Genomic DNA, 14,522 nt, shown 5'->3' with positions numbered 1-14,522 from the left:
ATATACTTGTTTCACATTTATTTTACCCTATTATACAACACTATCACCTTTTTTTCAAGGAGTATTTCCTACAATATAAAGACAATTTTATGACGATTTCTCAACAGTTTTCATACAGTTGTATAAAAATGCAGTTTTCAAAATGTTATCCTGCATATTTTTCCTGTGACAAGGAATTTTTTTTGCAAAACCTCTTGAAAAAGATCACAATAAGTATTATAATATATGTGGTAAAGGTTCGCTTGCCGAGCCGATCATTAATTTAAGAAAGAAGGATCTGTATGTTAGATATCAAGATCGAACGTACCACTACTCCAAAGGAAAAACCAGCTGACGAGACAAAGCTTGGTTTCGGTCACATTTTTACTGACCATATGTTTGTTATGAATTATGACGCAGGTCAGGGTTGGCATGACGCTAGGATCGTGCCTTACGGCGACCTTTCACTCTCCCCTGCTGCTATGTGCCTGCACTACGGTCAGGAGATATTTGAAGGCCTTAAGGCTTATCGTACTGCTGACGGCTCTGTTCAGCTTTTCAGACCGCAGGAGAACTTCAAGAGAATGAACAACTCTGCTGAGAGAATGGTAATTCCTAAGATAAACGAAGAGGATATGCTCTACGCTCTGAAAACTCTTGTTAAAATGGAGCAGGACTGGGTTCCTCACACAGAGGGCGCTTCCCTTTACATCAGACCATTTATCATCGCAGTTGACCCATATGTAGGTGTTAAGCCTGCTGACCACTATCTGTTCATCATTATTCTTTCACCTTCAGGCGCTTACTATTCAACCGGTCTTAACCCTGTTAAGATCTATGTTGAGAACAAGTATGTAAGAGCCGTAAGAGGCGGTACAGGCTTTGCTAAGACAGCCGCTAACTACGCTATCTCACTTGCAGGTCAGGAAGAAGCTCACGAGCAGGATTACGAGCAGGTACTTTGGCTTGATGGTGTTGAGAGAAAGTATGTTGAGGAAGTTGGCTCAATGAACATCTTCTTCGTTATTGACGGCGAAGTTGTTACACCACAGCTTCTTGGCTCTGTTCTCCCTGGTATCACAAGAAAGTCTGCTATCGAGATATGCAAGAAGAAGGGCTACAAGGTAAGCGAGAGAAAGATCTCTATCGAGGAGATCGCTGAGGCTTACGACAACGGCAAGCTTGACGAGGTATTCGGCACAGGTACTGCTGCTGTTATCTCACCTGTTGGTCATCTTAAGTGGGGCGACAAGGTAATGGAGATAAACAACAACAAGATCGGCCCTGTTTCACAGATGCTTTATGATACAATGACAGGCATTCAGTGGGGCAAGATACCAGACGAGTTTGGCTGGATCGTCAAGATCGACTAATATCGTGAATAATCAATGCGGTCTGTGCTTCGGTATAGACCGCATTTTTCATAGGAGTGATAAAAATGGAGCTGCAGCAGATAATAGACAAGTCACACAGGATAGTATTTTTCGGAGGAGCAGGGGTATCAACAGAGAGCGGCATACCTGATTTTCGGTCGGTGGACGGACTTTACAATCAGAAATATGATTATCCCCCTGAGCAGATACTCAGCCACACGTTTTTTATGCGGCACACAAAGGCATTTTATGATTTTTACCGTGACAAAATGCTTTGTCTGACGGCAAAGCCTAACAAGGCGCATTACAAGCTGGCGGAAATGGAGAGGGCAGGCATACTTTCTTCAGTTATCACGCAGAATATTGACGGACTTCACACGGCGGCAGGCAGCAAAAAGGTGCTGGAGCTTCACGGAAGCGTACACCGCAACTACTGCATGGACTGCGGAAAATTCTACACTGCGGAGGATATTTTAAACAGCACAGGCATTCCGAAATGCACCTGCGGCGGAATAATCAAGCCTGATGTTGTGCTTTATGAGGAGGGGCTTGATGATAAAACTGTGACGGAGGCGGTGAGAGAGATATCTCAGTGCGACACGCTTATTATTGCAGGCACTTCTCTGACAGTTTATCCTGCGGCAGGAATGGTTAGATATTTTCAGGGGGATAATCTTGTGCTGATAAATCGGGACAAGACTTCCATGGACGGCTCCTGCGACCTTGTTATCCATGACAAGGTGGGGGAAACGTTGGATAAGATAGTGATAAAGTAAAGATAAACAACGTGATAACATGGTGAAATAACAAACGGGCGAACGCTGTTCGCCCCTACAGATGTGGATAGCCACATTTGCAGGGGGCAGTGTTCGCCCGTGTTTTTATGCTATTTTATTAGTCCATATGCTGTGCGGTATAAAGCTTGTAATATTCGCCTTTCTTTGCGATAAGCTGGTCATGAGTGCCGCACTCGGCAATGCCTTTGTTGTCGATATACATTATCTTATCGCAGTTTTTGATAGTGGAAAGTCTATGTGCGATAATAAATGAAGTTCTGCCAACAAGAAGTCTTTGAAGTCCCTGCTGAAGGAGCTTTTCTGTTCGTGCGTCTATTGATGAAGTTGCTTCGTCAAGGACAAGTATTTTCGGGTCGGAGAGGAGCGTTCTTGCAAAGGAGATAAGCTGTTTCTGTCCGCCTGAAAGCTTTGAGCCACGCTCGTTGACCTCGGTCATATAGCCGTCTTTCATTTCGCTTATGAACTCGTCTGCGCAAACTATCTTTGCGGCTTCTCTTATTTCTTCTTCCGTTGCGTCAAGTCTGCCGTAGCGGATATTATCATAAATAGTGCCGCTGAAAATAAAGCTGTCCTGAAGCATTATGCCCATTTGTGAGCGGAGAGAATGCAAGGTCGCCTGACTTATATCCTTGCCGTCTATGGTTATTTTACCGCTGTCCAGGTCATAAAATCTTGACAGGAGAGAAACTACTGTAGATTTTCCTGCGCCTGTTGGTCCAACGAGGGCAACGCTTTCGCCCGGCTTAACGTCAAAGGAGATATGCTCCAAAACTGTTTTGCCCTGCTCATAGCTGAATGTAACGTCATCAAATTTTACCTCGCCTGTGATATCACCGATATCCTGAGCGTTCGGCTTGTCTGCAATAGTGGCAGGCTCGTCAAGGGTTTCAAAGATACGCTCAAGGTAGGCGATATTGTTGATGAAGTTATTGAAGATGTTTGACAGGTTCATGATAGGCTGCCAGAAGCTTGAAGCATAGCTTGTCATGGCAACGATAGTTCCAAGGCTCACTGCCGCAGGGGTCAGAACCAGCAGACCCACCACGAATATTGCGGCTCTCACAAGAGTAGAAACGTTGTCAGTAGCAGGCCAAACAAGGTTAGAATATTTCACGGCGTTTATCCAGCTTTTACGATATTTCTCGGAAAGTCTGTCGAATATCTGGGCGTTTTCTTCCTCACGGGTGAATATCTGGGTCACTCTTGCGCCTGTGATGTTTTCCTGCAAATAGGCGTTAAGGTTTGAGGATTTGTTTGAAACGTCCTGCCATGCTTTACGCTGTCTTTTCTTTATCATCATCATTATGACTGCAAATATCGGCAGACCCGAAAGCACCACCAATGACAGCTTCACATTCACAAAGAACATGAAAATCATGATGAAAAGCATATTAAGGCACTCGAGTATAACATTGATGATACCGTTTGAGAGCATATCCGACACGGAGTTTACATAGTTTACAACTCTTATAAGAATTTTGCCGTGTGGGCGGTTATCGTAATACTCAAATGGAAGCTCCTGCAAATGCTTGAAAAGGTCGGTACGGATATCGAAGATTATATCCTGACCAACAACTGTCATTATCCTTGAACGGATAGTGGAGAATGTTATGGACACGGCTATAGTGCCGACAAATGCGAGGGTGAGCAGGACGAGCTGTCCAATATTTTTCTGCGGTATGGTATTATCAAGTGCATACTGTGTGATGAGCGGTCCGAGAAGTCCTGATATTGCGGCGAACACGCTCAGCATAAGGGCGGTTATCATTTTGCCCTTATATTTTTTGATATACACAAAGGAGCGTTTCAGGTGGGCGAAGTCAAATGGGGTCTCAAGGACTTCGTCAACGTCATAACGGTTTCTTGCCATTTAGACCGCCTCCTTTCCGAAGCCATCATTCTGCAGCTTGAACACCTCGTAATAGTATCCCTTTTTGGCGATAAGCTCATCATGAGTACCCATTTCGGTTATCTTGCCGTCATCGAGGATTATTATCACGTCGGCGTCCTTTGTGGAGGAGATACGCTGGGCTATTATTATCTTTGTGCATGGGAAATCGAGGTTTCTAAGGCTGTCCTGAATATACTTTTCTGTTTCCATATCCACGGCGGAGGTGGTATCGTCAAGGATAAGAATGGCAGGCTTTATGGCTAAGGCTCTTGCAAGGGAAAGTCTTTGCTTTTGTCCGCCTGAAAGACCTACGCCACGCTCGCCCACGATAGTTTCATAGCCGTCAGGCATTTTCTCAACGAATTCGTTTGCTGCCGCAAGCTTTGCATAGTGCTTAACGTCCTCTTCGGACATATCAGAGTCGCCGTATGCGATATTGCCGTCTATGGTATCAGAGAAAAGCAGGACGTCCTGAGTTGCCATACCTATTTGTGAGCGGAGCTGTGAGAGCTTACGCTTTCTTACATTCACACCGTCCACAAGGACTTCTCCAGAGTTGGTATCGTAAAATCTTGGTATGAGATTTATAAGCGAGGTCTTGCCTGAACCTGTTTCGCCCATTATGGCAACTGTCTGACCTGCTTTTATCTTGAAGTTCACGTTGTCAAGGACTATATGCTTGCCAAACTTAAAGGTAACGTCCTTGAACTCGACATCTCCGTGAAGCCTTTCTGTCTGGTCAACTGCATCTTCACGGTCGGTGATGATAGGTCTTGCATAGTATATCTCAATGACCTTCATTGCGGAAGCCATGAACCTTTGCATATCATTCACATAGATACCAAGGTTTCTGACAGGGTTTGCGATGCCCCAGATAAGTCCTGAGATAGCAACATACTCGCCCATTGTTATCTCGCCTTTTATAAGGAAAAATCCACCGCCAAGGAGCATTATAACTGACAAGGCGTTTGCGAAAGATTCCATATAAGGGAAGAATTTAAGCCACAGCAGTGACGCTTTTTTGTTGGCGTCAGAATATTCTTTATTGGCTTTTTGGAACTTTTCTATCTCATAGTCCTCACGTGCGAAGGCTTTTACAACTCTGTTGCCTGAGATGTTCTCCTGAGCGTCTGTATTCATTTGGGACAGCTTCTCACGGAGGTCAACGTAGACCGGCTTTGCCTTTTTATCAAGAAGCACCACCACGCCGAATATGAACGGTGTAACAGCCAGCAGAAGAAGTGCCATTTTCCAGCTTACCATAAAGAAATAAACTGATGAGGCTATAAACAGCGAACATGATTCAAGCATACCTTTAAAAACGAATGCCACTGCATGACGCACCATATCAAGGTCGCCTGTGAGCCTTGTCATAAGGTCGCCTGTTCGGTTGCGGTCATAAAACTCCATATCCTGATTTTCGATACGTCTGAAAAGGTGTGTCCTTATTCTGTATATCATGCCCTGAGATGATAATTCATAGGTCATGTTGCAGGTGTACTGACAGATAGTTCTAACCAAGGTAAAACCCACCATGCCTGCAAGCAGCAACCAGAACAGCTTTCTTTCATGCTCAAGATTAAAAAGTGCGTCCTTGCTTGAAAGAAACTTATCCACAAGCTCTTTGCTGAAATAAGGTGTGGTAAGATACAAGGCGTTGCATACGATAGACAGCACAAGGGCTGTTACATAGAATTTTCGGTAGCCTTTCAGATTGTGCCATATCCATTGAAGCTGGAACATATTCTTTCACTCTCCTTTTATTCTTCTAAACTTCATGCTCTCATAGGCACATATATAAAAATATGAAACCCATACTCTTTTAAGCTATGGGATATTATAAGCCCTTTTCAAAATAAAGTCAAGGGGGTAAAAGCATTTAGTTTACATAAAGCAAGCTAAAAAATCAACGAAAACGCGAAGCCTTTGTTGTGCTTTTTCACAAATTATGAATATGTTGTTATCTAACGATAGTCATATTTAGAATAAAACGTTTTCTTTGACTGTTACATTATATTAAACTAAGGTTTCGCACAATAAAATAACCGCCCTGAATTAACAGAGCGGATAGAGGATATTTTTGTATGCAATAATATGCGAGCGAAAAAGTCACCCTTACGGGTTTATTTAATCCTGAAAAACGTCGGTGAAGTAGCCTGCGTTGGAGATAGGCTCGTTGCCGCCTGCAAGGTGCTTTGTACAGCCCATGACGTGGCATCTGAAAAAGCCATAGTCGCCCTCACGCTCCTCACAGCCGAGGACTGTCACAGATGTAGGCTGCATATTGAAGCCATGCCACATATTCATGGTGGAAATACCAAGGAGATGTCCTATCATCACCATTGATACGCCGAAGTGACAGAAGAACACAAGGGTTTCATCGCTGTGCTTTTCAATGCGGAACATACCGTTCTCGTGGATATAACCATGGTCGGCAAGAAGCTTATCAATACCCTCATGCACCCATTTAAGCTGTTCTTCAACATTGCCTGTTTGCATATAATCGGACTTGAACCAATTATTGCGGTCATAGTATATCTCTTTATCCGCCCACTCGGTAGGGTACATATCCCATGGGATACGATGTCCTCCGTCAGAGGTGGGTATTATGCCGTTAAATTCTCTCAGCCAAGGGAGAGTTTCGGCGGTATCCCCACGGAGCTTCAGGGAATATTCCGCTGTGAGCTGTGCTCTGCCAAGGGGAGAAACGTAGAACTTTGAAACGTCCCAATTCTTTACACGCTGTGCAAGAAGCTCTGCTTCACGCTTGCCCTTTTCTGTAAGGGTATCATGAACGTAATCGGGGTCGCCGTGTCTGATAAAAATAAGCCGCATAAAAATACCTCCTAGTTAGTCTGCCATTGGTTTTATTTCAGCGTTGTAGGCTCTTCTAAGGAAGAACAATGACGCCATGATCGAGAATATTTCGGCTATCGGGAACGCCCACCAGATAGCGTCAAGCTTGCCTGTAAGGGAAAGAAGATACGCCACAGGAAGAAGCACAACAAGCTGTCTTGTAAATGAAACGAGCATAGAGGAAAGTCCCCTGCCAAGAGCCTGCAATGATGAGATTATGATTATATCAAAGCCTGCGAAGAAGAAGTGTGTGCTGATTATACGCAGGGCTGTTACGCCTATGCTTAGCATATTATCGCTTGCGTCAAAGAGTTTCAGAAGCTGTGCAGGGAAAATCTGCATTATGATAGTGCCGACTATCATGATAGACACAGAATATATCATGGCGTATTTTATTGCACCTGTGATACGCTTTTTCTTTCTTGCACCATAGTTATAGGCAACGATAGGGATAAGACCGTTATTAAGTCCGAAAACAGGCATGAAAACGAAGCTCTGAAGCTTGAAATACACACCGAAAACTGCGGCGGCGGTGTTTGAGAAGCCGATAAGTATTTTATTCATGCCGTATGTCATGATAGAAGAGATAGACTGCATTATGATGGACGGCAGGCCGACAGCGTAGATCTTCTTGATTATCTTTGCCTGCGGTCTATACTTCACAAGGTTTATGGTTATCTCTTTGTTGAACTTCATATTAAAGAAAAGTCCGAAAGCTGCAGCGGTGAACTGACCGATACAGGTAGCCACAGCCGCACCTGTTACGCCCCACTTAGGGAAGAAGCCCACGCCAAAGATAAAGCAAGGGTCGAGGATAATATTTATCACTGCGCCTATTCCCTGAGTATACATTGAATAGATAGTTTTACCTGTTGCCTGCAAAAGCTTTTCCATGGTCATCTGGCAGAAAAGACCGATACTTAGCAGGGTGATGATGGTTAGGTACTGGTCGCCATATTCGATGATTATTTTGCTTGAGGTTTGTGAACGATAGAAGATCCCGGTGAAAAATGCACCGAAAACCACGAAGATAACGAAGTTCACTAGGCAGAGGAAAATGCCGTTATTGGCGGCACTGTTAGCCAGCTTGAAATTCTTTTCACCAAGTGATTTTGACAGCAGTGCATTGATACCGACACCAGTGCCTGCACCGAGGGCTATCATAAGATTTTGCACAGGGAAAGCCAGTGACACGGCAGTGAGTGCGTCCTCGCTTATTTTGGCAACGAATATGCTGTCGACGATATTATAGAGCGCCTGCACGAGCATGGATATCATGATCGGCAGGGACATTTTGAACAGCAGATCGCCTATGGGCTGCGTTCCCATTTTATTTTCTCTTACTTCTTCCATTTTACGATTCCCACCTTAGAGTTACTTTTTCTTAGAATATATACTTTAACTTTTTTATTATAGCATTTTTATACGAAAGTTGTATGAATTATTTGTTAAATCAGCACAAATCGGGTGGTGTCCTCTATGATTCAGAATTTATGCAAGTTCTGAGCACGGGCGAACGATGTTCGCCCCTACCGATGTTTGTGGGGTTATCAATGGTTGTGAGATAAACAATAATGCGAAATGTCAAGGGGGGTGGGCTGTCGAGGGCGCCAGCCCCTACATTTGATTGCTATGGTTTGTTGTGCCGCAAAATCGCTACGCTCTTTGCGGATTTACATTTGCTCAGGGCGAGGGTGGGCGGTGCAGATTTTGTGCTCCGATATGGGGTTTGTTTGATATATGGCTCTCGTGTGCTTTTTACACCTTAATCTGCACCTTGTCGGCTTACGCCGAATGAGGCTCTGCCTCAAACTCCGCTCAGGGCTTTGCCCTAAGAACCCACAAGGGACTCTGTCCCTTGACCCTGCAAGCCCTCTAACGCCGGGCTTGTGCCTGCGTTTTATATCTCGCTACGCTCGGTGCTGGGTGCACAACTCTGGTAGACTTTGCCCATTCCTCACTCCTAACTCCTCACTCCTCACTTAAATCGCTTTACCGCTTGACGAAACCACTGTAAAGTAGTATAATATAAGAAATGCTGCTTATGCAAATTCTTTTACGGAGGTCCTTTATATGGAGAAAAAACCGTTTTATATCACTACCCCGATATATTACCCTTCCGGTAATCCTCATATCGGTCACTGCTACACCACTGTTGCCTGCGATTCTATTGCCAGATACAGACGTATGCAGGGCTATGATGTCATGTTCCTCACAGGCACTGACGAGCATGGTCTGAAAATCGAACAGAAGGCTGCTGAAAAGGGTGTTACGCCTAAGGAATATGTTGATGAGGTAGTCAAGACTTTCAAAAAGCTTTGGAGCTACATGAACATCAGCTATGACAGATACATCAGAACTACTGACGATTATCACATTGAAACTGTTCAGAAGATCTTCAAGGCTCTTTATGACAAGGGCTACATTTACAAGGGCGAATACAAGGGTAAATACTGCACGCCTTGCGAAAGCTTCTGGACTGAGTCACAGCTTGACGAGAACGGCTGTTGTCCTGAGTGTCACAGAGAGGTAACAGAGGCTAAGGAGGAGGCTTACTTCTTCAAGATGTCGCCATTTGCTGATAGGATAGAGAAGCTTCTCACTGAGACAGATTATCTCCAGCCAAAGACAAGAGCCACTGAGCTTGTAAACAACTTTATCAAGCCCGGTCTTGAGGATCTTTGTGTATCAAGAACCACTTTCAAGTGGGGTATTCCTGTTACATTTGATGACAAGCACGTCGTTTACGTTTGGATAGACGCACTTTCTAACTATATTTCTGCACTTGGTTTCTGGAACGAGCAGTACAATGATTTTGACAAGTTCTGGCCTGCTGACGTTCACATGGTAGCAAAGGATATCATGAGATTCCACGCTATCGTTTGGCCTGCAATGCTTATGGCACTTGATCTTCCACTGCCTAAGCATCTTGCTGTACACGGCTGGATAACATTCAACGGACAGAAGATGTCCAAGTCTTTGGGCAACGTTGTTGACCCGTTTATTCTTGGTGAGAGATATGGTGCTGACGCTATCAGATACCACATTCTTCGTGAAATGGCTTTAGGTGCAGACAGCTCATTCTCAAACGAGATAATGATAAACAGAATAAACTCTGACCTTGCAAATGGTCTTGGCAATCTTGTTTCAAGAACTGTAGCTATGGTTGACAAATATTTTGGCGGCACGCTTCCTGCTGACAGAGAAGAGGGCGAATTTGACGCTGAGCTTATTGCTGAGGCTAAGGGACTTGTTGCAAAGGTAGACGAGTTCATGGACAAGACTCAGATAAACAATGCTTTGGCTGAGATATTCAAGGTAGTATCTAGGGCTAACAAGTACATTGACGAGACAGCTCCATGGGTACTTGGCAAGGACGAGAGCAAAAAGGCAAGACTTGCGACAGTTCTTTACAATCTGCTTGAAACTATCAGGATAGTATCAACGCTTCTCAGCAACTTTATGCCTACAACAATGCCAAAGGTATGGGAGCAGATAGGTGCGGCTGAGAGCGACATCACATACGAGAATGCTGGCAAGTTTGGTGTACTTCCTGCTGACGTTACAGTTCACAGGGGTGAGATCATCTTCCCAAGAATTGACGTTGACAAGGAGATAGAGGAGCTTAACAAGATAATAGGCAGCAATGCAGAGCCTGAGGAAAAGGCTGACGATGGATTTGAGCCTGCGCCTATAGCTGACGAGATAACCATAGATGATTTTGCAAAGGTAGATCTGAGAGTTGCTCTTGTTAAGGACTGCGAGAAGGTAAAGAAGTCCAAGAAGCTTCTTTGCTTACAGCTTGACGATGGATTTGGCGGCAGGCAGGTAGTATCGGGCATTGCGGCATGGTACAAGCCTGAAGATCTTATTGGCAAGAAGGTAGTTATTGTAGCCAATCTGAAGCCTGTGAAGCTTTGCGGAGTTGAGTCAAACGGCATGATATGTGCGGCTGACACACCTGACGGTGCGGCAAGCGTTATTTTCCCGGATCAGGACTTGCCATGCGGAGCTAAGCTTAGATAAAAAATTTATAAAAAAATAAGGAGCGGATTTCCGCTCCTTATATGCGTCTGTAGCTCAGTTGGATAGAGCGCAAGACTCCGATTCTTGAGGTCGCAGGTTCGATTCCTGTCAGGCGCACCAACAGGGGCGAGCCCCTGTACCATATCCGCTATCATTTATGGAAGCGGATTTTTTTATTTCCGCCCATATGCATAATATGCTGGGAAAGTTATATGTCCGCCGTGGCGGACGATTTACGCCCAACTTTCTTCTAAACCTTACTATTACGACGCTTGGTGTAGTTGGTCGTTATTTTTACTTTGTAGGTGCTTACACCTGCACCAAATCCGCTATCATTCATGGTAGCGGATTTTTTTATTTCCGCCCATAGGCATGATATGCTGGGAGAGTTATATGCTCGCCGTGGCTGGCATTAAAACCTTACCTTGTGTAAGGCGTTTTATTAATTGCATATTTCATTCAGGCACTTTGTCACTCGCCTGCGCAGTTCTTCTCCTCCAAAGGGAAAGCCGAACTCTGCGGCGGAGCTTCCCCACTCAGGTGGGTGCTTCTTTGAGCCGTCAAAATAGCGGCTTTTCACCACGCCACGATAGCGTTTTGGCATTTTTGCCGCAAGCTCCTCACATTCTCTCAAGCGAAGCTGCACCTTTGCAAGATCAAGCCACAAGTCAGTAAGCTTTTTCCCTCTGTGGGCTACCCTGCCGCAATGCTCCCCCACTGCGGCAAGCTGTGAGGACATTTCGCAGATATCTTCTTTAAGCTTCCACTCCTGCCACCTTAGTTTGCGATACTGTGAAAGCTTTCGCAGTGCGGCTGTATTAACTCTGCTTCCACCGCTTCTGAAATTATATCGGCTCGCTGAGGGTGCAAGCCTTTTTATGGAATTTACCTCTACGGAATAATCTATATTATCGTACATTTTTCTCCTTTCGCCTTTTTGTACAGACATTTGGACAGTTAGTATGATATACTGTAAATAAAATAAAGCAATGACATTTCAGATAACCGTTTTCTGTATATCTCTCGGGGCGGAGATGTCAAAAAGGGGGGCGGTTTATTCTCTTGACTTTTACAGGAAAATGTATTATAATTATATCAAAGCCAGATTTTATGCAGATATCTGTACTAACGATACATACAGTATACTACAGGTTTCTGCAAAAGTCAATAGGTATTAGCGAATTTGATACAGACTTCTGTATCTTTTGTGAAATGATCACAATTGGAGGAAGAAAATATGACTGAAATGTACAAAAGGATAAAAGAACTATGCGAGGAGAACAATATGACGGTATCGCAGATGTGCAAGGAGCTGTCTATAACGAGGAGCTGTTTATCTGAGCTGAGCAAAGGCAGGACGGAACGGCTTTCCGCAGAGAATTCTACAAAGATAGCGAACAGATTTGGAGTGAGCGTACAATATCTTATATCTGGCAGGGAAGAAGATTTTGACACGAAGCTGAAATATGCATTATTCAACGGCACGCTTGGAGTGACGGACGAAATGTTTGACGAGGTCAAGCAGTATGCAGAAATGGTCATGCTCAGAGAGGAAGCAAAGCGCAGAAAGGCTGGTGAAAAGTGAGAGATGACGAACATACAGGAATTGTATGATATTTGCAGCAGAGAGAACATAACTATAGATTTTATTGATTGTCCAAAGTGCGGGGCGATATCGCTTTTTGGCGCAGGAGGCTGTGCGATCGGCATAGACAGCCAGACGCCTGCAAGGCTTTTGAAAGAGCGCACTGCTCACGAGATAGGTCACTGCGTAAAGGGTGCGTTTTACAACAGATACGCCACGGCAGACAACATCTCACAGCATGAATACCGTGCAGACAAGTGGGCGATAGAAAATCTGATACCGAAAAACGAGCTTATCAAAGCCATAAAGAAAAATCTGGACAGTATTTATCTGCTTGCGCAACATTTTGATGTGAGCGAGGATTTTATGATAAAGGCTTGCAGGTATTATGGGGTTTATTTTGGGTAGAAAAATGTATATACCGCCCACAGAACCGCAACTGCACTGAGTTAAAACCGCACTTTAACGGTTACAAAACCGCGCTCTTGCCACTATTGAACCGCACAATATATCCACGAACTTGTCGCTGACTGCCCACGGGAAGTCAGCAACAAGTTGTGGCAAAACGTCCGTGCAGTTGTGGCAGTCGAAGCGATATATACAAATCAAGTGCTAGTTGTCTTGGGGCTTTTATCCAAAAACAAATAAATGGTTGCTGCCGATGTAATTATTGTTGTGAATATGGCAATGAGCACTGTTATATCCATTCCCTTGTTTTCATAGCTTAATTGCACTGTATAATTGCCCTTAGGTATAACTGCTGAAATATAGCCATCTGAGGTTTCTGACAGTTCAGCATCTCCTACTGATCTTCCGTCTTGATATAATGTCAATTTGTAATTATCAACGTAGGTCATTGATACAACTATCTCGGTATCCTTAGCAAAGTCAGTATCAAAATTTAGCGTATCCAAATCTGCTTTTATCGGAATTTCAATATTATCCCCATAGGAACAGATAGGAGAGACTCCGTCTATTTCCATAAGTTTCATGCCGTGTGTCCAATCATGCACACTTGATATTGTCAATTTAGGGCATTTTTCAATGACTTTGGTGAATGCTTCAATAGCTTTCGGACTATTTTTATCGACCAGAACATATTTTACTCCGTTTGATATCATCTGATCTTCAAACTTATTTATCCATTCGGGGTCTTTCATATATTGCAGATAACTTAATGGTGATGCTACCATATTGCACATCATACCTTCATCTGTGATACTGCTCATTATCGCATTGCTCTGATCAAAGCCTTTCTTGGAAAATATATTATCATAACCGTTTAAGGAAAACAAGCCATACTCAGTGCTGATATTTTTTGTAAAACCATAAAAACATATTTTAGAACTATATTCAATTGGGTTATTGTAATACGTCACGTTATCTCTATAAATCTTTCCTATCGTAAGAAATCTGTAATTATTGTCTATATGGTTTTTATCAAGCAAGATTTCAACTTCTGACTTAATGTTCTTATAATCCAAATAATCATAGTGCTTATTGTTAATGTATACATGATTGCCAGAGAGCATGAAATAGAGTACAATAACGAATGAAGAAACGGAGCTTATTATTGAAGCAATTATAGCTGTTTTATAATATTTTTTTATGCCATCCAGCTTATACGCCCCCGTCACTATTATGAGCGGTACATAAATAAACGAGCATTTATACAGAAATCGAAATTCACGGATAAAAGGTAGATGACTTAATATATCAGCAATGCCATGCCCACTTCCCTCTGCCATTATAACAAAGAACGCCGCCGCAAAAAGGAAACAGTGCATAAGTTTCTCAGACTCGTTATATTCATTTTGACATTTTCCTTTTATAAAGAAGTAAATATAGTATACTATGACAGCAAGATATAATACAATATCTAGCTTTAGTAAAAGAAACAACAGAATTAAAAACAGCACACAGCTTGTTCTTAATTTAGGCGACGTCAGGTAATGGGTATCAGATCTCTGGTCACGAACTAACAAACACACAACACCGACTGCAGTTAGAACAAC

General features: G+C 43.5%; 11 protein-coding genes and 1 tRNA gene. 6 read left to right on the top strand and 6 right to left on the bottom strand.

Going from position 1 to position 14,522, the window contains the following annotated elements; all coding sequences use genetic code 11:
• Positions 1 to 281: 281 nt before the first annotated feature.
• Together WS40_RS06900 and WS40_RS06895 are read left to right on the top strand one after the other, a co-directional pair.
• Entirely contained in the window at positions 282 to 1,352 is a 1,071-nt protein-coding gene (locus tag WS40_RS06900; RefSeq protein WP_022287915.1) for a branched-chain amino acid aminotransferase, read from the top strand.
• 65 nt (positions 1,353 to 1,417) lie between these two features.
• A complete protein-coding gene (locus WS40_RS06895) occupies positions 1,418 to 2,128 on the top strand; it encodes an NAD-dependent protein deacylase (protein WP_038672067.1) in 711 nt (236 codons plus the stop codon).
• A 118-nt stretch (positions 2,129 to 2,246) separates the two neighbouring features.
• Here the strand turns inward: WS40_RS06895 and WS40_RS06890 are convergent, their stop codons facing one another.
• The 4 genes from WS40_RS06890 to WS40_RS06875 all read right to left on the bottom strand — a co-directional run bounded on the left by WS40_RS06890 (position 2,247) and on the right by WS40_RS06875 (position 8,249).
• Positions 2,247 to 4,019 (bottom strand): ABC transporter ATP-binding protein, encoded by a 1,773-nt coding sequence (locus WS40_RS06890; RefSeq protein WP_046441317.1) that lies wholly within the window; start codon positions 4,017 to 4,019, stop codon positions 2,247 to 2,249.
• The gene (locus tag WS40_RS06885; protein ID WP_046441315.1) at positions 4,020 to 5,783 is read right to left on the bottom strand and encodes an ABC transporter ATP-binding protein; all 1,764 of its coding nucleotides are present in this window, start codon (positions 5,781 to 5,783) and stop codon (positions 4,020 to 4,022) included.
• Positions 5,784 to 6,167: 384 nt separating this feature from the next.
• On the bottom strand, positions 6,168 to 6,875 hold the full coding sequence (locus tag WS40_RS06880) for a histidine phosphatase family protein (protein ID WP_046441313.1): 708 nt from the start codon (positions 6,873 to 6,875) through the stop codon (positions 6,168 to 6,170).
• Positions 6,876 to 6,890: 15 nt separating this feature from the next.
• Positions 6,891 to 8,249, bottom strand: coding sequence for an MATE family efflux transporter (locus tag WS40_RS06875; RefSeq protein WP_046441311.1), 1,359 nt, complete (start codon positions 8,247 to 8,249; stop codon positions 6,891 to 6,893).
• A 720-nt stretch (positions 8,250 to 8,969) separates the two neighbouring features.
• On the opposite strand from WS40_RS06875, the gene metG reads away from it, so the two are divergent.
• Positions 8,970 to 10,922 carry a methionine--tRNA ligase gene (gene metG, locus WS40_RS06870; RefSeq protein ID WP_046441309.1) on the top strand — a complete coding sequence of 651 codons (1,953 nt, stop codon included), beginning with the start codon at positions 8,970 to 8,972 and terminating at the stop codon, positions 10,920 to 10,922.
• A 43-nt stretch (positions 10,923 to 10,965) separates the two neighbouring features.
• Positions 10,966 to 11,042, top strand: a tRNA-Arg gene (locus tag WS40_RS06865).
• 322 nt (positions 11,043 to 11,364) lie between these two features.
• On the opposite strand, the gene WS40_RS06860 is transcribed toward WS40_RS06865, so the two are convergent.
• Complete coding sequence (locus tag WS40_RS06860) at positions 11,365 to 11,841, bottom strand: hypothetical protein (RefSeq protein WP_046441307.1); 477 nt, start codon at positions 11,839 to 11,841, stop codon at positions 11,365 to 11,367.
• 318 nt (positions 11,842 to 12,159) lie between these two features.
• On the opposite strand from WS40_RS06860, the gene WS40_RS06855 reads away from it, so the two are divergent.
• Positions 12,160 to 12,507: a helix-turn-helix domain-containing protein gene (locus tag WS40_RS06855; RefSeq protein WP_022287876.1), complete on the top strand. Its 348-nt coding sequence runs from the start codon at positions 12,160 to 12,162 to the stop codon at positions 12,505 to 12,507.
• Positions 12,508 to 12,510: 3 nt separating this feature from the next.
• Entirely contained in the window at positions 12,511 to 12,915 is a 405-nt protein-coding gene (locus WS40_RS11500; RefSeq protein WP_118054438.1) for an ImmA/IrrE family metallo-endopeptidase, read from the top strand.
• Positions 12,916 to 13,112: 197 nt separating this feature from the next.
• On the opposite strand, the gene WS40_RS06845 is transcribed toward WS40_RS11500, so the two are convergent.
• Positions 13,113 to 14,522 (bottom strand): hypothetical protein (locus tag WS40_RS06845; RefSeq protein ID WP_046441304.1); only part of this gene is annotated, 1,410 nt, incomplete at its 5' end.

It is taken from the genome of Ruminococcus sp. N15.MGS-57 (assembly GCF_000980385.1).
GTDB classification, from domain to species: Bacteria; Bacillota; Clostridia; order Oscillospirales; family Ruminococcaceae; genus Hominimerdicola; species Hominimerdicola aceti.
Note: the sequence above shows the minus strand (reverse complement) of the source record. Positions and strands in the feature narration are given on the sequence as shown.

What these genes read in the sequence shown, in the direction of transcription:
- WS40_RS06885 (WP_046441315.1), bottom strand. Translation starts at nt 5,783, where the DNA reads ATGTTCCAGCTTCAATGGATATGGCACAATCTGAAAGGCTACCGAAAA.
- WS40_RS06855 (WP_022287876.1), top strand. Translation starts at nt 12,160, where the DNA reads ATGACTGAAATGTACAAAAGGATAAAAGAACTATGCGAGGAGAACAAT.
- WS40_RS11500 (WP_118054438.1), top strand. Translation starts at nt 12,511, where the DNA reads ATGACGAACATACAGGAATTGTATGATATTTGCAGCAGAGAGAACATA.
- WS40_RS06890 (WP_046441317.1), bottom strand. Translation starts at nt 4,019, where the DNA reads ATGGCAAGAAACCGTTATGACGTTGACGAAGTCCTTGAGACCCCATTT.
- WS40_RS06875 (WP_046441311.1), bottom strand. Translation starts at nt 8,249, where the DNA reads ATGGAAGAAGTAAGAGAAAATAAAATGGGAACGCAGCCCATAGGCGAT.
- WS40_RS06880 (WP_046441313.1), bottom strand. Translation starts at nt 6,875, where the DNA reads ATGCGGCTTATTTTTATCAGACACGGCGACCCCGATTACGTTCATGAT.
- WS40_RS06860 (WP_046441307.1), bottom strand. Translation starts at nt 11,841, where the DNA reads ATGTACGATAATATAGATTATTCCGTAGAGGTAAATTCCATAAAAAGG.
- WS40_RS06900 (WP_022287915.1), top strand. Translation starts at nt 282, where the DNA reads ATGTTAGATATCAAGATCGAACGTACCACTACTCCAAAGGAAAAACCA.
- WS40_RS06895 (WP_038672067.1), top strand. Translation starts at nt 1,418, where the DNA reads ATGGAGCTGCAGCAGATAATAGACAAGTCACACAGGATAGTATTTTTC.
- metG (WP_046441309.1), top strand. Translation starts at nt 8,970, where the DNA reads ATGGAGAAAAAACCGTTTTATATCACTACCCCGATATATTACCCTTCC.